Source organism: Roseomonas sp. FDAARGOS_362 (assembly GCF_002754815.1).
GTDB classification, from domain to species: Bacteria; Pseudomonadota; Alphaproteobacteria; order Acetobacterales; family Acetobacteraceae; genus Roseomonas; species Roseomonas mucosa.
In genome coordinates, this window is record NZ_CP024588.1 from 3,353,380 (window position 1) to 3,370,936 (window position 17,557).

17 protein-coding genes and 1 tRNA gene are annotated in these 17,557 nt (G+C 66.3%); 7 read left to right on the plus strand and 11 right to left on the minus strand.

The annotated features are described in order from the left end of the window. The first annotated feature begins 47 nt into the window (after window positions 1–47). Window positions 48–1,094 carry a tripartite tricarboxylate transporter substrate binding protein gene (locus CTJ15_RS19810; RefSeq protein WP_027297268.1) on the plus strand — a complete coding sequence of 349 codons (1,047 nt, stop codon included), beginning with the start codon at window positions 48–50 and terminating at the stop codon, window positions 1,092–1,094. Window positions 1,095–1,212: 118 nt separating this feature from the next. On the opposite strand, the gene CTJ15_RS25070 is transcribed toward CTJ15_RS19810, so the two are convergent. Continuing rightward, on the minus strand, window positions 1,213–2,172 hold the full coding sequence (locus CTJ15_RS25070; RefSeq protein WP_255414119.1) for a DMT family transporter: 960 nt from the start codon (window positions 2,170–2,172) through the stop codon (window positions 1,213–1,215). Window positions 2,173–2,287: 115 nt separating this feature from the next. Here CTJ15_RS25070 and CTJ15_RS19820 point away from each other — a divergent pair, with 115 nt between their 5' ends. Together CTJ15_RS19820 and CTJ15_RS19825 are read left to right on the plus strand one after the other, a co-directional pair. After that, window positions 2,288–3,235 (plus strand): LysR family transcriptional regulator, encoded by a 948-nt coding sequence (locus tag CTJ15_RS19820; RefSeq protein ID WP_193009624.1) that lies wholly within the window; start codon window positions 2,288–2,290, stop codon window positions 3,233–3,235. Between the two features lie 243 nt (window positions 3,236–3,478). Beyond that, the gene (locus tag CTJ15_RS19825; protein ID WP_226945876.1) at window positions 3,479–4,849 is read left to right on the plus strand and encodes an IS5 family transposase; all 1,371 of its coding nucleotides are present in this window, start codon (window positions 3,479–3,481) and stop codon (window positions 4,847–4,849) included. Between the two features lie 53 nt (window positions 4,850–4,902). On the opposite strand, the gene CTJ15_RS19830 is transcribed toward CTJ15_RS19825, so the two are convergent. From CTJ15_RS19830 to CTJ15_RS19850, 5 genes are all read right to left on the minus strand, one after another. Then, window positions 4,903–5,874 (minus strand): pentapeptide repeat-containing protein, encoded by a 972-nt coding sequence (locus CTJ15_RS19830; protein ID WP_099781883.1) that lies wholly within the window; start codon window positions 5,872–5,874, stop codon window positions 4,903–4,905. Next, the gene (locus CTJ15_RS19835) at window positions 5,871–6,689 is read right to left on the minus strand and encodes an IS5 family transposase (RefSeq protein ID WP_099780839.1); all 819 of its coding nucleotides are present in this window, start codon (window positions 6,687–6,689) and stop codon (window positions 5,871–5,873) included. Before CTJ15_RS19835 ends, CTJ15_RS19830 begins: the two co-directional genes overlap by 4 nt. 108 nt (window positions 6,690–6,797) lie before the next feature. Continuing rightward, window positions 6,798–7,616 (minus strand): IS5 family transposase, encoded by an 819-nt coding sequence (locus tag CTJ15_RS19840; RefSeq protein WP_099780839.1) that lies wholly within the window; start codon window positions 7,614–7,616, stop codon window positions 6,798–6,800. Window positions 7,617–7,679: 63 nt separating this feature from the next. Then, window positions 7,680–8,720 (minus strand): hypothetical protein, encoded by a 1,041-nt coding sequence (locus CTJ15_RS19845; RefSeq protein WP_255414120.1) that lies wholly within the window; start codon window positions 8,718–8,720, stop codon window positions 7,680–7,682. 147 nt (window positions 8,721–8,867) lie between these two features. Continuing rightward, on the minus strand, window positions 8,868–10,238 hold the full coding sequence (locus CTJ15_RS19850) for an IS5 family transposase (RefSeq protein ID WP_226945876.1): 1,371 nt from the start codon (window positions 10,236–10,238) through the stop codon (window positions 8,868–8,870). A 272-nt stretch (window positions 10,239–10,510) separates the two neighbouring features. Here CTJ15_RS19850 and CTJ15_RS19855 point away from each other — a divergent pair, with 272 nt between their 5' ends. Together CTJ15_RS19855 and CTJ15_RS19860 are read left to right on the plus strand one after the other, a co-directional pair. Continuing rightward, a complete protein-coding gene (locus CTJ15_RS19855; protein WP_099782227.1) occupies window positions 10,511–11,080 on the plus strand; it encodes a transposase in 570 nt (189 codons plus the stop codon). 86 nt (window positions 11,081–11,166) lie between these two features. After that, complete coding sequence (locus CTJ15_RS19860; protein ID WP_075822083.1) at window positions 11,167–12,402, plus strand: argininosuccinate synthase; 1,236 nt, start codon at window positions 11,167–11,169, stop codon at window positions 12,400–12,402. Window positions 12,403–12,438: 36 nt separating this feature from the next. Here the strand turns inward: CTJ15_RS19860 and CTJ15_RS24445 are convergent, their stop codons facing one another. The 4 genes from CTJ15_RS24445 to CTJ15_RS19880 form a co-directional block, all read right to left on the minus strand. Continuing rightward, window positions 12,439–12,603 (minus strand): hypothetical protein, encoded by a 165-nt coding sequence (locus CTJ15_RS24445; protein ID WP_193009625.1) that lies wholly within the window; start codon window positions 12,601–12,603, stop codon window positions 12,439–12,441. A 239-nt stretch (window positions 12,604–12,842) separates the two neighbouring features. Beyond that, entirely contained in the window at window positions 12,843–13,688 is an 846-nt protein-coding gene (gene folD / locus CTJ15_RS19870) for a bifunctional methylenetetrahydrofolate dehydrogenase/methenyltetrahydrofolate cyclohydrolase FolD (RefSeq protein WP_075822091.1), read from the minus strand. After that, a complete protein-coding gene (locus CTJ15_RS19875) occupies window positions 13,685–14,011 on the minus strand; it encodes a DUF167 domain-containing protein (protein ID WP_075822085.1) in 327 nt (108 codons plus the stop codon). Before CTJ15_RS19875 ends, folD begins: the two co-directional genes overlap by 4 nt. Before the next feature lie 60 nt (window positions 14,012–14,071). Beyond that, window positions 14,072–14,362: a YggT family protein gene (locus tag CTJ15_RS19880; RefSeq protein ID WP_019460461.1), complete on the minus strand. Its 291-nt coding sequence runs from the start codon at window positions 14,360–14,362 to the stop codon at window positions 14,072–14,074. A gap of 149 nt (window positions 14,363–14,511) precedes the next feature. Here CTJ15_RS19880 and CTJ15_RS19885 point away from each other — a divergent pair. Beyond that, window positions 14,512–14,587: transfer RNA gene (locus tag CTJ15_RS19885), tRNA-Ala, on the plus strand. Between the two features lie 201 nt (window positions 14,588–14,788). Here the strand turns inward: CTJ15_RS19885 and CTJ15_RS19890 are convergent. Then, window positions 14,789–16,129: an MFS transporter gene (locus tag CTJ15_RS19890; RefSeq protein WP_099781884.1), complete on the minus strand. Its 1,341-nt coding sequence runs from the start codon at window positions 16,127–16,129 to the stop codon at window positions 14,789–14,791. A 232-nt stretch (window positions 16,130–16,361) separates the two neighbouring features. Between CTJ15_RS19890 and cyoA the strand changes: the two genes are divergently transcribed. Continuing rightward, window positions 16,362–17,444 (plus strand): ubiquinol oxidase subunit II, encoded by a 1,083-nt coding sequence (gene cyoA / locus CTJ15_RS19895; protein ID WP_075822087.1) that lies wholly within the window; start codon window positions 16,362–16,364, stop codon window positions 17,442–17,444. The last annotated feature ends 113 nt before the right edge of the window (window positions 17,445–17,557 follow it).

The following is a 17,557-nucleotide window of genomic DNA, read 5'->3' on the forward strand; positions in this document are numbered from 1 at the left end:
AGGCCGGACCCGCCGGCCCCGTCCAGGACAGAAAGACAGAACCGCGCATGTCATCCCAAGACCTCTCGCGCCGCGCCGCGCTCGGCCGCGCCCTTGAACGCGCCCTGGGCCTCGCCGCCCTGGCCACCCCCTTCGCAGCCCCCCTGGCCACCCCGCGCCTCGCCCACGCCCAGTCCGCGTCATCCCAGCCCAACTGGCCGACCCGCCCCGTCACCCTGATGGTCGGCTTCCCGCCCGGCGGCCAGACCGACTTCGCCGCCCGCATCGTCCAGCCCGGCATCGGCAAGGCCCTCGGCCAGACCCTGGTGATCGAGAACCGCGGCGGCGCCGGCGGCAACCTCGCCACCGAGGTGGTCATGCGCGCCAAGCCCGACGGCTACACCCTGATGGCCTCCAACTCCTCCCCCATGGCCATCAACCCCCACACCTTCCCCAACATGACCGTCAACCCGCTGGAGATGGTGAACATCGGCCTCGCCCTCCGCTCGGCCATGGTCCTCTGCGTCCACCCCTCCGTCCCCGCCCGCAACATCCAGGAATTCGTGGCCTGGGTGAAAGCCCAGAAGGACATCCCCGACTACGGCATCGCCTCCGCCGGCAGCCTTTCCCACTGCACCTCGGAACTCTTCCGCGCCCGCGCCGGCCTGCCCGCCATGCAGAGCATCCCCTACCGTGGCTCCGGCCCCGCCATGCAGGACTTCATCGCCGGCCGCTTCCCCATGATGTTCGACGCCGCCTCCGTGGTCGCGCCCTTCGTCAAGGCCAACCAGATCCGCGCCATCATGGTCACCAGCGAAAACCGCGTCCCCGCCTTCCCCGACGCCGCGACGGCGAAGGAGCAGGGCCTCGACGACTTCATCGTCAGCTCCTGGATCGGCATCTCCGGCCCCCGTGGCACCCCGCCCGAGGTCGTGGCCAGGGTCAACGCCGCCCTCAACGAGGCCCTCTCCGACCCCACCGTGCGCGACCGCATCACCAGCCAGGGCGACGAACCCGGCGGCGGCACGCCCGAGAGCTTCGACAAGCTCGTCCGCAGCGACCACGCCCGCTGGGGCCAAGTGGTCAAGGCCAACAACATCACCAGCGCCGGCTGACCGCCTCCACCGCCGCCCGGTCCCACCCGGGCGGCGGCCCCATCGCCGGGGCCAGGGCAGGGGGCCAGGGCAGGAGGCCAGGACAGGAGATCGGGGCCGAAAGCCGGGGCAGGAACCCCTACCGCCCCGCCACCCGCAGCGGCACCGCCTCCCGCACCCCACAACCCGTCGCCACCGGCACCACCGCCTCCCGCGGCACCGCCCCGGCACCCCGCACCCCCGCGAAACTGTTCAGCACCAGCGCCGCGATCACCAGCGCCACGCCCGCCAGCTCCGTCCCCACCGGCACGCGCCCGCCCACGACCGCGATCGCAAAGGCCGTCACCGGCACGAGGTTGATGAACAGCACCCCCCGCGCCGCGCCCATCGCCCGCATCCCGGCATTCCACCCAAGCACCCCCAGCACCGAGGCCACGCCGATCAGATACCCCAGCTCCGGCCAGGCCCCCGCCAGCGCCACGCCCCCAGGCCACCGCGCCCAGCCCCCGGCAAAGGCCAGCACATCCAGCGCCGCGATGCTCAGCACCCCCAGCGCACAGCTCAAAGCCGTGTACCGCAGCCCCGACCACCCCGGGAACGCCGCCGCCCCCAGCGTGTAGAACACCCACAGCGACGCCCCCAGGAACACCAGCGCCTCCCCGCGCCCGGCCCCGCCGCGCACCAGCTCCAGCGGCGCCCCGCGCGTCACCACCAGCACCACCCCCGCCAGCCCCAGCGCCACCGCCAGCAGCACCCGCCCCGAAGGCCGCCGCCGCGCCCGCCACGCCGCCACCGCCACCGCGATCAAAGGCATCGTCGCCGGGATCACCGCCGCATGCTCCGGCTGCGCCACCCGCAGCCCCAGGAAGGCCAGCACCCCGAACCCCGCGAAACCCAGCGTCCCCAGCCACCACAGCCGCCACCCGCGCCCCTCCAGCCGCAGCGCCCCCACCCCCTCCACCAGCACCAGCAGCGCCAGGAACACCGGCGCCGTCACCCCGTACCGCACCAGCGTCAGCGTGAACGGGTCCACCATCCCCATCAGCGGCTTCGTCACCGCGAACATCCCGCCCCAGGCCACCGCCGTCCCCGCCAGCATCGCCCCGCCCCGTAACCAAACCGGCACCCGCACCATCGGACCGCTCCATTGCTGTCTCACACACCCACGCAACATGCCCGTGGACAGCCGCACAGGAAACGCGCTCCTTCCCACAATGCCCGCGCAGAAACGCACAGCCACGCCTGCCCACGCGCCCGGCCCCGACCGCGCCCTCACGGACTGGGACCGCCTCCGCACCCTCCTCGCCCTGCGCCGCGGCGGCACCCTCTCCGCCGCCGCCCGCAGCCTCGGCGTCGATCACACCACCGTCGCCCGCCGCCTCGACTCCCTCGAACGCGACCTCGACACCCCCCTCTTCACCCGCACCCCGGACGGCTTCACCCCCACCCCCACCGGCGAACAGCTCCTCGCCGCCGCCGCCCGCATGGAGGCGGAGGTCACCGGCCTCCTCCGCCGCCTCGACGGCGCCCCCACCGGCCTCACCGGCACCATCCGCCTCACCACCACCCCCCACCTCGCCACGTCGCTCCTCGCCCCCAGCCTCGCCCCCTTCCTGGCCCAGAACCCCGGCCTCCAGGTCGAGCTCGTCGGCGACGCCCGCGCCTTCGACCTCTCACGGAGAGAGGCCGACCTCGCCCTCCGCCTTTCCCGCCCCGACACCCCCGGCCTCGTCGCCCGCCGCCTCGGCAGCCTCGCCTTCGCCTTCTACGCCGCCGCCCATGACCCTCGCCCCTTCGAGGACCAGCCCTTCCTCGCCTATGGCGACAGCGTCAGCCACGCCGCCATCCATCGCCATTTGGCCGACCTCGTCCCGCCGGAACGCATCGCCCTCCGCGCCAACTCCATGCACGCCTTGCAGGAGGCCGCCCGCACCGGCCTCGGCGCCACCCTCCTCTCCTGCTTCTCCGGCGAATCCGACCCTGGCCTGCGCCGCCTGCCCGCCCCCCGCGCCATGACGCCGCTCCCCCTCTGGCTCCTCTTCCACGAGGACCTGCGCCGCAGCCCACGCCTCCGCGCCGCCGTCGCCTTCCTGGACAGCACCATCGCCGCCCATCGCGGCGCCCTGCTGCCGGTGGGGTTTCCGTTCGATCCGCTGGATTGAGGCTGGGGGATGTGCGCTGGGGAGGGGGTGTTCCCGCCTCGCGCCGTCCTCGGGGGAAGGCTCCGCCTTGCCCCCGAACCCCCATCTGCCAGGAGCCTGAGGTTCCTTAGACCTCTCGTGATCAATAGTCGGCCTTGAATAACTCGTAAGGCACTGATCTAGCTGTGAGATTTTCCGGGCTCGGCGACCTGGATTTGCAGGGTTCGATTGTTTTCGACGACAAACCCTGCGAATCTTGTGGGCATGAAGCACCGCCCGCGCCCGCCGGAACAGGCCGATCTGCTGCGGCCGCGGCTGGTCGACATGATCGATGGGCGGCACGAACTGGTGCGGCTGGCGGCGCTGATCGACTGGTCCTGGTTCGAGCGGGAATGGGCCGGCTTCTTCCCCGCCGCTGAGGGACGGCCGGCCACGCATCCGCGTCTGGTCGCCGGGCTGATGTACCTCCAGCACGCCCATGGCCTCTCCGACGAGGCGGTGCTCGCGCGCTGGGTGGAGAACCCGTACTTCCAGCACTTCACGGGTGAGACCTTCTTCCAGCACCGTGCGCCCATCCATCCCTCCTCTCTCAGCCGCTGGCGCGGTCGCATCGGTGAGGAAGGTGTCGAGTGGTTGCTGACCAGGACGATCGAGGCGGCTCAGGCTTCGGGAGCTGTGACGTCGAACAGCTTGGCCGAGATCGCAGTGGACACCACAGTGATGGAGAAGGCCATCGCCCATCCGACCGACAGCCGCCTCTATGAGCGGGCCCGCCACTCGCTGGTGACGCTGGCGCACAAGGCCGGGATCGCCCTGCGCCAGAACTACAATCGCCTGGCGCCGCGCCTGGCCGGCCAGGTGGGGCGCTACGCCCACGCCCGGCAGTTCCGCCGCATGCGCAAGGCGTTGCGCACGCTCAAGGGCTACACCGGCCGCATCCTGCGCGATGTTGAACGCAAGCTCGGCGCCGTCCCTGACGGGCCACTGCGGGCGCGCATCGAGCAGCGCATCGCCCTCGTCACCCGCCTGCTGCTCCAGACACCGAAGTCGTCCCGCAAGCTCTACGCCCTGCACGAGCCCGAGGTGGACTGCATCGCCAAGGGCAAGGCGCGGGTGCGCTACGAGTTCGGCACGAAGGTCAGCATCGCCACCACCCTCGCCGGTGGCTTCGTCGTCGGCATGCGCAGCCAGCCCGGCAATCCCTACGACGGCCACACCCTCGCCGACGCCCTCCAGCAGGTCGAGACCCTCACCGGCCAGCGTCCCAGCCTCGCCGTGGTCGATCGCGGCTACCGCGGCCATGGCGTCACGGCAACCAGGGTGCTCGTCAGCGGCACCAGCCGCGGCCTCACGCCCCGCCTGCGCCGGCTGCTCCGCCGCCGCAGCGCCATCGAGCCCGAGATCGGCCACATGAAGACCGATGGCCGCCTCGCCCGCTGCGCCCTCAAGGGCACGCTCGGCGATGCTCTCTACGCCGTCCTCTGCGGCTGCGGCCACAACATCCGCAAGATCCTCGCCCACCTCAGGGCCCTTTTGGCCGCTCTCCTCGCCGCCCTCCGACAGGCAATCCTCACCCCGATCAGCCAAGCCAGCGTCCCGACAGGCCGCACCCTGCTCGCAGGGGCGACAGCCTGAAGACGTTGTTCAAGGCCGACTCAATAGATTCGAGCAAAATTGCGCCGCGTTTGCTAATCTTTCTCTTCAATGAACTGCACTATCTCTGCGGCAATTTTAGTACCGGCGGCGAGGGACGCTAACAAGGGCCGCCCTACTGGTGTGCACGAAACTAGATCATTCTTATCCACCATTACCCACCCCAACGCTTCAAGGCGACTAACGAAATCCCGTGCAAAAGGTGGATCTACTCTTGCCTCGCCCCTTTGCGTTAGTCCTCTGAGTTGGCTATTCCTCTGCTCTGAAACTTTTTCGCAGATTTTTGCTATCATGGGAAATTTGGGATGGTTCTTATAAATGTATATATCATCAATAGGGTCCGTCTTTGCTCCATTGAAATTAAGAAAACCTATGGCGTCCATATTGCTGAGTTGCCGCATGGTGTTGTTGCTATGCGAAACTAGAAAACTCGATTCGGGGTCTATGCCTCTGAAGTCAGCACCTTGGAGCGTTGATCCAGATATATCGCACTCAAAGAAATAGCTTTTTTGAAATAGTGTTTGGCTCAGATTGCAATCTTTTAGCGAAACGTTATCCAGTAACGCTTCCTCGAAGCTACTACTGCTAAGGTCCATGCCGTCAAAGGTGCAATCAGCAACAGTGCTGCTATCCATATTAAATCGTAATCCGGCGCTGTTTTCAATCTGACTGAAATTGATATCCTTTATACTTATGTTATTCATAGCTATAGTTTCCATGGGTCCTGCAATCCCTAGAGACTTTAGATTCTCATGTAGGCCTGCATCACTTCTGGCTGCTAAATCCCATAATAATACCAAATAAGATCCAAGGGTGCTTTCAGTATTTCGTTTTGGCCAAAGATCAACCAAGAACTGCCATAAACTGATTGCATTAGTCTTGTCGATTGAGGCTACGAAGGCTCGCATTGCTGTTGTAATAGGACTGTCAATTGGTGCTGCTTCTTTTTTCCTTAGGCTCTCAACAAGTGCCTCGCATACGAGATACTCTCTAAGACCCCGTTTCATAACGGCTGAGCCAGACGCCGGACGAGGATCATGGCGGCGGCGAGGGTGAAGAAGGCGACGGCGGAACCGACGGTGGCCTCGTGATCGCGAGCGAGGCGTCGGCAGCGGCCGAACCAAGCGAAGGACCTCTCCACCACCCAGCGCCTGGGTTGCACGGCGAAGCCTTTCTGGCCGGGTGCGCTGCCGATGATGGTAACGGCGACGGGGGAGGCTCGGGCGACCCGCGGACCGGCGTAGGCGCGGTCGGCGAAGCAGCGGGCCAGGAACGGCCAAGGGCGGCGCGACATGGCCAGGAGGGCCGCACCCCCTCGGCTGTCATGCAGGCAGGCGGGCGAGATGGCGGCGAGCAGGAGCCTACCGTCCGTGTCCACCAGGGCGTGGCGCTTGCGGCCCGTCACCTTCTTCCCGGCATCGTAGCCGCGGACACCTTTCACGCCGACACCGCCCGAGCGGACGGATTGGGCGTCCAACACCGCCGCTGTCGGTGAGGCCTCTCGGCCGACCCGCTCGCGGTCGGCCATGATGAGGGCGTGCGCCAGTCGCTCGAAGGTGCCCCGGCGCGAGAGGCGCAGGAACCAACGGTGCACGGTCCCGGGCGGCGGGAAGTCGCGGGGCAGATGCGCCCAGGCGCAGCCGGTACGGAGCACGTAGAGGATCGCATCGACCACCCGCCGCATCGGCCAGGACCGGGGTCGTCCGGTCTTTGCAGGGCTTGGCAAGAAGGGCTCGACCAGGGCCCACTCGGCATCGGTTAGGCACGTTGCATAAGGCTGGGAGCCGCGCGCAAGCTGCGCGCGGGCGGCAGGGGTCCACATGGGCCACCTCGAAGGACGTCAGACACCCTCCGAACGCGCAGAACTCCCGCCGCTCACCCCGCCTCAGCCGTTATGAAACGGGTTCTAAGTGAGTTGTGAGACCCCGTTTCATAACGGCTGAGCCAGACGCCGGACGAGGATCATGGCGGCGGCGAGGGTGAAGAAGGCGACGGCGGAACCGACGGTGGCCTCGTGATCGCGAGCGAGGCGTCGGCAGCGGCCGAACCAAGCGAAGGACCTCTCCACCACCCAGCGCCTGGGTTGCACGGCGAAGCCTTTCTGGCCGGGTGCGCTGCCGATGATGGTAACGGCGACGGGGGAGGCTCGGGCGACCCGCGGACCGGCGTAGGCGCGGTCGGCGAAGCAGCGGGCCAGGAACGGCCAAGGGCGGCGCGACATGGCCAGGAGGGCCGCACCCCCTCGGCTGTCATGCAGGCAGGCGGGCGAGATGGCGGCGAGCAGGAGCCTACCGTCCGTGTCCACCAGGGCGTGGCGCTTGCGGCCCGTCACCTTCTTCCCGGCATCGTAGCCGCGGACACCTTTCACGCCGACACCGCCCGAGCGGACGGATTGGGCGTCCAACACCGCCGCTGTCGGTGAGGCCTCTCGGCCGACCCGCTCGCGGTCGGCCATGATGAGGGCGTGCGCCAGTCGCTCGAAGGTGCCCCGGCGCGAGAGGCGCAGGAACCAACGGTGCACGGTCCCGGGCGGCGGGAAGTCGCGGGGCAGATGCGCCCAGGCGCAGCCGGTACGGAGCACGTAGAGGATCGCATCGACCACCCGCCGCATCGGCCAGGACCGGGGTCGTCCGGTCTTTGCAGGGCTTGGCAAGAAGGGCTCGACCAGGGCCCACTCGGCATCGGTTAGGCACGTTGCATAAGGCTGGGAGCCGCGCGCAAGCTGCGCGCGGGCGGCAGGGGTCCACATGGGCCACCTCGAAGGACGTCAGACACCCTCCGAACGCGCAGAACTCCCGCCGCTCACCCCGCCTCAGCCGTTATGAAACGGGTTCTGAGAAAAAACCCATCCGTCATGCTTAGCTTCAACTGCTCTAGTTAGTGTTGCAGAACTTCTTAGATCTTCGAACAACTCTAGTCTTCGTGTTCGGCGTTCCTCAGGTGAGAGGCGTCGCAGCTCGGCAGGGAAGTGCTCATCAACAATTTTATTAAATGTGTCTTCGGTTGCTATAGGGTTATCTCTTGAAGATATTTTGAGTGCTAGCGTTTGCAAAGCCAAGCGACGATCGTGTGGCAGCAATGTAGATCGCTGCATATCGCGAGCCATCAATCTATCGATAATTAGCTTGTATATATCCCATTCTGTTATCGTGTTGGCTGAAGTATCAGCATCCTGAGCTTTCTGTATTTCCTCGACTAGCTCTAGAAGATAGGAGACAATCACTGGCTTTCCAGACAAAGCTTGACGTGTCCCGAGAGCCTCCTCTCTGAAAACCCTGTTTAATATTGATAGAACAATTCGTTGCCCTGTTGGATTTTTTGCTAAACTCCTTTTAACGAGTGACTCTGTTTGTTCTGGTGTTAAATCTTGTAGATTTCTTTCGTACCTATTGAGAACATAGCGTTCTACAAGGGCATCAACGATACGCTCACTTTCGATAAACTCCGAGTCTTTTTTTGAGAGATAATATCTTTGCTGCTCTAAATTTCGATAAAGCGCTTCGAAAACATTTAGTTCCTCGCTTTCGGAAAAATAGTTGGGTCTGCTTGTTAAAATTCCTTTCGCGCCATCTTTTGCGAGTTCAGCTAATGCGGCCAAGCAAGCTCGTCTTTCACGACTATTCATGAATTGGGCCATTTCGTCATAACCATCTAGAAGCAAAATTACTCGACCAGTTCTGATGAGGTGGAGCATAAAGTCGATGGAAACATGGCTTAGTTTGTTTGCATCCAAAAAGTGATGGAGTAAGCCATAGGCATCAAATTGCCTGCTGAAATTTCTGAGTTCAATTCGTATTGGAATTGGCTGCGAGGGATCGCCATGGTAGTCACTTAGCCAGCGATGCTGAAGCACCCTGGTGAGTGATGTTTTGCCCGTCCCATACTCGCCCAGTATGATTAACCATTTGGCTTCCTCTGGTGCGTATCCTTTCCAGTAGCCAAGCCACTTTGTGGCGACATCTTTTCCTTTGCTGTCATTAGTCGGCCTTGAACAACGTCTTCAGGCTGTCGCCCCTGCGAGCAGGGTGCGGCCTGTCGGGACGCTGGCTTGGCTGATCGGGGTGAGGATTGCCTGTCGGAGGGCGGCGAGGAGAGCGGCCAAAAGGGCCCTGAGGTGGGCGAGGATCTTGCGGATGTTGTGGCCGCAGCCGCAGAGGACGGCGTAGAGAGCATCGCCGAGCGTGCCCTTGAGGGCGCAGCGGGCGAGGCGGCCATCGGTCTTCATGTGGCCGATCTCGGGCTCGATGGCGCTGCGGCGGCGGAGCAGCCGGCGCAGGCGGGGCGTGAGGCCGCGGCTGGTGCCGCTGACGAGCACCCTGGTTGCCGTGACGCCATGGCCGCGGTAGCCGCGATCGACCACGGCGAGGCTGGGACGCTGGCCGGTGAGGGTCTCGACCTGCTGGAGGGCGTCGGCGAGGGTGTGGCCGTCGTAGGGATTGCCGGGCTGGCTGCGCATGCCGACGACGAAGCCACCGGCGAGGGTGGTGGCGATGCTGACCTTCGTGCCGAACTCGTAGCGCACCCGCGCCTTGCCCTTGGCGATGCAGTCCACCTCGGGCTCGTGCAGGGCGTAGAGCTTGCGGGACGACTTCGGTGTCTGGAGCAGCAGGCGGGTGACGAGGGCGATGCGCTGCTCGATGCGCGCCCGCAGTGGCCCGTCAGGGACGGCGCCGAGCTTGCGTTCAACATCGCGCAGGATGCGGCCGGTGTAGCCCTTGAGCGTGCGCAACGCCTTGCGCATGCGGCGGAACTGCCGGGCGTGGGCGTAGCGCCCCACCTGGCCGGCCAGGCGCGGCGCCAGGCGATTGTAGTTCTGGCGCAGGGCGATCCCGGCCTTGTGCGCCAGCGTCACCAGCGAGTGGCGGGCCCGCTCATAGAGGCGGCTGTCGGTCGGATGGGCGATGGCCTTCTCCATCACTGTGGTGTCCACTGCGATCTCGGCCAAGCTGTTCGACGTCACAGCTCCCGAAGCCTGAGCCGCCTCGATCGTCCTGGTCAGCAACCACTCGACACCTTCCTCACCGATGCGACCGCGCCAGCGGCTGAGAGAGGAGGGATGGATGGGCGCACGGTGCTGGAAGAAGGTCTCACCCGTGAAGTGCTGGAAGTACGGGTTCTCCACCCAGCGCGCGAGCACCGCCTCGTCGGAGAGGCCATGGGCGTGCTGGAGGTACATCAGCCCGGCGACCAGACGCGGATGCGTGGCCGGCCGTCCCTCAGCGGCGGGGAAGAAGCCGGCCCATTCCCGCTCGAACCAGGACCAGTCGATCAGCGCCGCCAGCCGCACCAGTTCGTGCCGCCCATCGATCATGTCGACCAGCCGCGGCCGCAGCAGATCGGCCTGTTCCGGCGGGCGCGGGCGGTGCTTCATGCCCACAAGATTCGCAGGGTTTGTCGTCGAAAACAATCGAACCCTGCAAATCCAGGTCGCCGAGCCCGGAAAATCTCACAGCTAGATCAGTGCCTTACGAGTTATTCAAGGCCGACTATCTAGTAGTATGGCTCGTCAATTCCCGTAATGCCAATGGCTCTTCACGCATTTGCGACGCATGTTCTTCAAGGGCAGTACGAGAGGCAAGATCAGCAAACCGGCGGTCGGCAATTTTTATTGACAATAAGAATATATTCCTTTATATGACCCATATGCATCCATTCTCGATTGCTCCTCAACTCTTCTATCTCCTCCCCGACCCCGCCTGGACCGCTCTCCAACCCCACCTCCCCACTCTCGCCCCACAGGGCCGCCGCACCACCTCCCTCCGCACGCGGATGGAGGCCATCTTCCACCATGCCGCCACCCCCGGCGCCCCTTGGGCTTCCCTCCCGTCGCACTATGGCCGCCCCGACACCGTCGCCCGCTTCTTCCGCCGCCTCACCCATGCCGGCCTCTGGCACCGCCTCCTCCGCGCTCTGGCGGATGCACCCCCCTCCCACCCCCTCCGCCTGCTGCAACACGCCATCTGCCGTGCCGCCCGCCTCGCCGCGCGCCTCGGCGGCATGCCCCTCCTCATCCTGATCCGCCGCCTCGGCCTCCGCGCGGCGCTCCCCGCGCCCCCCTGGCTGCTCCCCGATCCCCTTTTGTCCGAAACCGTCGCCCGCCTGCTCCGCACCCTGCCGCTGACGCGCGAAAACCTCCGTTCCCTGATGGCCGTCGCCCGCACCGCCGGCGGCCGCCGCCGCATCCCCCGCTCCGTGCGCCTCTCCTGGCCATGAACCGCGCCCTGCGCGGCCTTGCCCCGCCGCACCGCACGGGCCTAAACCGGCCCTCGCATTCCCATTCAGCAAGGACCGGCGGCGAAATGCGTGTGAAGGACGTGAAGAAGGTTGTGCTGGCCTATTCGGGCGGCCTCGACACCTCGGTCATCCTGAAATGGCTCCAGACGACCTATGGGGCGGAGGTCATCACCTTCACCGCCGATCTGGGACAGGGTGAGGAACTCGGCCCGGCCCGCGACAAGGCAAAGCTCCTGGGCATCAAGGAAGAGAACATCTTCATGGACGATCTCCGGGAGGAGTTCGTCCGCGACTTCGTCTTCCCGATGTTCCGCATGAACGCGCTCTACGAGGGCATGTACCTCCTCGGCACCTCCATCGCCCGCCCCCTGATCGCCAAGCGCCAGATCGAGATCGCGGAGCAGATGGGTGCCGACGCCGTCTCCCACGGCGCCACCGGCAAGGGCAACGACCAGGTCCGGTTCGAGATCGCCTACTACGCCCTCAAGCCCGACGTGAAGGTCATCGCCCCCTGGCGCGAATGGGACCTCACCAGCCGCACGAAGCTCATCGAGTTCGCCGAGCAGCACCAGATCCCTATCGCCAAGGACAAGCGCGGCGAGGCCCCCTTCAGCGTGGACGCCAACCTCCTGCACTCGTCGAGCGAGGGTAAGGTCCTGGAGGAGCCCTGGGACGAGCCCCCCGAGGTCGTCTGGCAGCGCACCATCAGCCCCATGGACGCCCCGGACAAGGTGACGGAAATCACCATCACCTTCGACCAGGGCAACCCCGTCGCCATCAACGGCGAAGCCCTCTCCCCGGCCGCGATGCTCACGAAGCTGAACGCGCTCGGCAAGGAGAACGGCATCGGCCGCCTCGACCTCGTGGAAAACCGCTTCGTCGGCATGAAGTCCCGCGGCTGCTACGAGACCCCGGGCGGCACCATCCTCTACGTGGCGCACCGCGCGATGGAGAGCATCACCCTGGACCGCGAGGCCGCCCACCTCAAGGACAGCCTGATGCCCCGCTATGCCGAGCTGGTCTACAACGGCTTCTGGTTCTCGCCGGAACGCCGCATGCTCCAGGCGCTGGTGGACCAGTCCCAGCACAGCGTCAGCGGCGAGGTCCGCCTCAAGCTCTACAAGGGCAACACCATCGTCACCGGCCGCAGCTCGCCCAACAGCCTCTACTCGATGAAGCACGTGACCTTCGAGGAGGACCAGGGCGCCTACGACCAGTTCGACGCCCAGGGCTTCATCAAGCTGAACGCGCTGCGCCTGCGCCTCGGCGCCATGGCCGGCCGCAAGGGCGGCGCCCTCTGACATGGGGCAGGGGGCACCCATCCCGGGCCGCCCCCTTCACCACCCCTGCCACCCATCCGGGTCCGAAGGCCCCAGCCGCCGCACCCATCTCTGGGCCAGCAGCACGACCCCCCATCTCACCGCCGGCGTCGCCACCAGCCCCGCCAAGGCCGCCAGCTTCCAGCTCCTGTCCGGCAGCCAGGCGAAGACGATCGCCACCATCAGCAGCCGCCACGCCCGGCGCGGCGACCGCCACGCCGGTCGGCGCTCCTGCAACGGGAACTGGTGCGGCGAACGACAGGCGGAATCGGGCAAGGCTGACCCCCTCGAAGGATCTCGGTCTGCCCTCCTGGCGGTGCCCTGCTCCTACGTCCCCACGCTTAACAAAGCATGAATGCCCCCGCCCGCACGCCACTCCGGCGCAAGGCCGAGGGCTCAGTCCCGTCCTCGGCAGCCGCCGGTCAGGCGCCCCGCCGGCCCAGCGCCGCCTGCACCGTGTTCTCCAGCAGACAGGCAATGGTCATCGGCCCGACGCCGCCCGGCACCGGCGTGATCGCCCCGGCATGGTCCACCACCTCGCCGAAGGCGACATCGCCCACCAGCCTGCCATCCGCCCCACGGTTGATGCCGACATCGATCACCGTGGCCTCGTTGTCCACCCAGTCGCCGCGCACCAGCCCCGCCCGGCCCACCGCCGCGACGATGATCTCCGCCCGCCGGCACTCGCTCGCCAGGTCGCGGGTCCGCGAATGCGCCACCGTCACCGTGGCATTGGCCGCCAGCAGCAGCGCCGCCACCGGCTTGCCCACGATGGTGCTGCGCCCGACCACCACCGCCCGCGCCCCGCTCAGGGAAACCTTCGCCTCCTCCAGCAGCAGCATCACGCCCCGCGGCGTGCAGGGCACCAGCCCCGGCCGCCCCAGCGCCAACGCCCCCTGGTTCACCGGATGGAACCCGTCCACGTCCTTGCCCGGGTCGACCGCATCCAGCACGGCATCCGTGCGGATATGAGCGGGCAGGGGAAGCTGCACCAGGATTCCGTCCACCGCCGGGTCGTCGTTGAGCCGCCGCACCAGCGCCAGCAGCTCCGCCTCGGTCGTGCCCTCCGGCAGTTGCAGCGTGGCGCTGTCGAAGCCTGCCTCCTTCGCCGCCCGGTCCTTGTTGCGCACATAGACGCCGCTGGCCGGATCCTCGCCCACCCGCACCACGCGCAGGCCGGGGCGGAAGCCAAGCCCGGCCACCCGCTCCGCCAGCGCCGCGCGCCGGCGTGCCGCCAGCGCCTTGCCGTCGAGGATCGTGGCACTCATGCCCATTGCTCCAATACTGCGGCGAGGCCCTCCGCCTCGCCCTGGATTCGGAAGGTCTTCTCGCGCGAGGCCGCGCCCGCCAGCAAGGTGATGGCCGAGGGTGGCACCCGCAGCGCCTCGGCCAGCGCCTCCACCACCGCCCGGGTCGCGCGGCCGTCCTCCGGTGCCGGGGAGACGGCGACCCGCAGACGTGGCCCGTCCGCTCCTTCCACCACCCCGGTGATGCCAGGTCTCCGTGCCTTGGGCTGCGCCCGCACCCGCAGCTCCAAACCCTCCGGCACCACCCGCCAGGCAAGGGGGGAGAGGGTACGGCCGCCGCTCACGCCACCTGCTCCCGACTCCCGGGCACCGGCGCCGCCTCATGCGCAGGTACGCCCATGAGGCTAGAAGGCCAGGCGCCAGAGCGTGGTGGCGATGAAGATCCGCAGCGCCTGCAGGACCAGGATCAGAATGACCGGAGAGATATCGATCCCCCCCAGGCTCGGCAGGAAGCGCCGGATCGGCGCCAGGGCAGGCTCGGTGATCCGGTAGAGGAAATCGCCGATCGTCCAGACCAGCCGGTTCCGCGTGTCGAGGACGCCGAAGGCGGTCAGCATGCTGAAGACGGCTGCGGCGATCAGGACCCAGATGTAAATCCCGATGATCTGATCCACGAGCCAGAACAATGCCGCCATAGGTCGCCTTCCCGGTGTTGATGTGCGTATCGGCCGCGCGCCGAGGTGCCGAGGCAGGGTGTATGGGGCCCGCGCACGCGGAGCAAGCGCGAGAGGTGCTTGACGGCGGCCGTGACGTGATGGATAAGCCGCCTCGCCTTAGCGGGCATGGGGCTGTAGCTCAGATGGGAGAGCGCCTCGTTCGCAATGAGGAGGTCAGGGGTTCGATTCCCCTCAGCTCCACCATTCCCGCTTCGCGTCTCTCCTTAGCTTTCGCGGTTCTGTTCACTGGCTGTCGTGGCTGCCTGCGGTTCTTCGTCCCGGCTGCTTTTTTCCGAAGCGCGGCCCCGGGCCGAAAAGAACCCCCGGGAGAACAAAGCTCCCAGGGGTTCCCAAGTCAGCAGATGCCTGGAGGCCAGTCTCCAGGTTGAGCGGGCCTGTCCTGGCCTATCGGTCGCGCGTCTCGAACTGGCGGTTGGTCGCCAGGGCAACCACGGTGCAGACCGCGCCGGACAACAGGTAAGCGCCCACAGCCGCCAAGCCAAACCAATTGGACAGGGCCAGTACCACCAAGGGCGCGAATCCGGCGCCGATCAGCCAAGCGATGTCCGAGGTGATGGCCGAGCCCGTGTAGCGGTAGCGGCGCTCGAAGTTCGAGGCCACGGCACCGCTGGCCTGCCCGAAGGCCAGGCCCAGCAGGCCGAAGCCCAGCAACACGAAGGTCTCCTCGCCGCTTCGGCCGCCGCCCAGCAGGAACGGCGCGGCGAAGCTGAAGGCGCCGATCAGCAGCGAGCCGATCACAAGCAGCTTCCTTCGCCCGATCCGATCGGCCAGAAGGCCGGAGATGATCACGGTGAGCACGCAGATGAGCGCCCCCAGCATCTGTATCAGGATGAAGTTCCCCGCATCGCGGTCCGTGTGCAGCACGATCCAGGCCAGCGGGAAAACCGTCACCAGATGGAACAGCGCAAAGCAGTCCAGCGGCACGAAGGCACCGATCAGCACGTTGCGACCGTTCGCCCGCAGCATCTCGGTGACCCGAACGGGCTCCAGTTCCTCTCGTTCCAGCAACGAGGAGAATTCCCGCGTAGCCACGAGTCGAAGGCGGGCGAAGAGGGCGACCACATTGATGGCAAAGGCCACGAAGAAGGGATAACGCCAGCCCCATTCCTGAAAATCGGCCTCCGGCAGGGTAGCGACCAAGAAGGCAACAAGCGCGCCGGCCAGGATGAAACCCAAGGGTGCACCCAGCTGAGGCATCATCGCATACCAGCCGCGCCTGTTCTGCGGTGCGTTCAGCGACAGGAGCGAGGCCAGCCCATCCCAGGCACCACCCAGCGCCAAGCCCTGGCAGAAACGAAACACCCCCAGCAACACCACGGCCGCGACGCCCTTGTCGGCATAGCTGGGCAGGAAGCTGATCGCGGCGGTGGCGCCACCCAGCAGGAAGAGGGCGATGGTCAGCTTTACGCCGCGGCCATAGGCACGATCCACGGCCATGAAGATGAAGGAGCCGATCGGCCGGGCAATAAAGGCCAGGGAGAAGATGGCGAAGGAGGCCAGCATCGCCGAGGTGGGATCGGTGTTCGGAAAGAAGAATCGCGGAAAGACCAGCACCGACGCGAGGGCATAGGTGAAGAAGTCGAAGAATTCCGACATGCGCCCGATGACGACACCGAGCGCGATCTGTGCCGGGGAGACCGCGTGATCGTCCTTGTGAGCGCGCCGAGCGTCCCGCTCCAGTTCCGTTGAGTTCGGGATGCCACGCCTTTCGGTGACCGCTATCAAATTCTACCCTCCCCGTTCCGACCCGCCCGCCTGGAAGCTCCGGCATCCTTCCGGCGGCCAGAATAGCCCTCGCCACAGAAAGATTGCCGATTCGATCCAAAGACTATAGGCATCATCGCAGAGCACAGCATACAAGGCGAGGTGCCGTCCATTGGACAAAATGTCCAATCCCTCCGGCGCCCGTCCTTCCGTAGAAGCTGTGCATCGCACCATAGTTTCACGATCGAGTGGCATGCCCTCCAAGATCCTGCGTACCCTGCCTCTGGTGGCGCTGGCCGCGCTGCTGTCCGGCTGCAAAATGGTGGTCCTGAATCCATCGGGTGACATCGCTGTCCAGCAGCGTGACCTGATCGTGATCTCCACCGTCCTGATGCTGTTGATCATCGTTCCGGTGATCGTGCTGACCCTGATCTTCGCATGGCGCTACCGCGCCTCGAACAGCAAGGCGAAGTACGATCCGGAATGGTATCATTCCACGCCCCTGGAAGTGGTCATCTGGGCGGCGCCCCTGACGATCATCATCGCCCTGGGCGCCGTGACCTGGGTCGGCACCCACCTGCTCGACCCCTATCGCCCGCTTTCACGCATCGATGCCGAGCGGCCGGTGACGGAGAACATGAAGCCCCTGGAGATCCAGGTCGTGTCCCTCGACTGGAAGTGGCTGTTCATCTACCCGGAGCAGGGGATCGCCACGGTCAACGAGGTGGCCGCCCCGGTGGACGTGCCGATCAACTTCCGGATCACCTCCTCGGCCCTGATGAACTCCTTCTCCATCCCGGCCCTGGCGGGACAGATCTACTCCATGCCCGGCATGGAGACGAAGCTGCACGCGGTGATCAACGCGCCCGGCAGCTACCAGGGCTTCTCGGCGAACTACAGCGGCGCCGGCTTCTCCGACATGCACTTCCAGTTCAAGGGCATGAGCCAGGAGGAATTCGGCCGCTGGGTGGTGGAGGCCAAGACCTCGAACGAGGACCTGACCCGCGCCGCCTACCTGCAGCTGGAGCGCCCCAGCCAGAAGGAGCCGGTGCGCCGCTTCCGCACCGTCGATCCCGAGCTCTTCGCCGCCATCCTGGACCGCTGCGTCGATACCAGCCGGATGTGCCAGAGCCAGATGATGCGCATCGACGCCAATGGCGGGCTCGGCCCGGCAGGCACCTTCAACGTGGGCAGCCGTCCGGCGGCGTCCCGCACGGGCGGCGAAGTGGCGGAGGCCCGGGCCGAAGACCGCAACGCGCCCCGCCAGCGCTACGTGATGGCTCTCTGCACCCCCGCCGACCCCTATGGCCGCGCGCAGGCCGAGATCGCGAATTGACCTCCTCCGCCCGCCGCCGGCCCTCCGCCGGCGGCCGACCCATCCCGCCGGGTAGCCGCTCCTCCTCCCGCAGGGGAGCCCCGGTGGCCCGTGAAACCGGCCGGCCCTTCCAG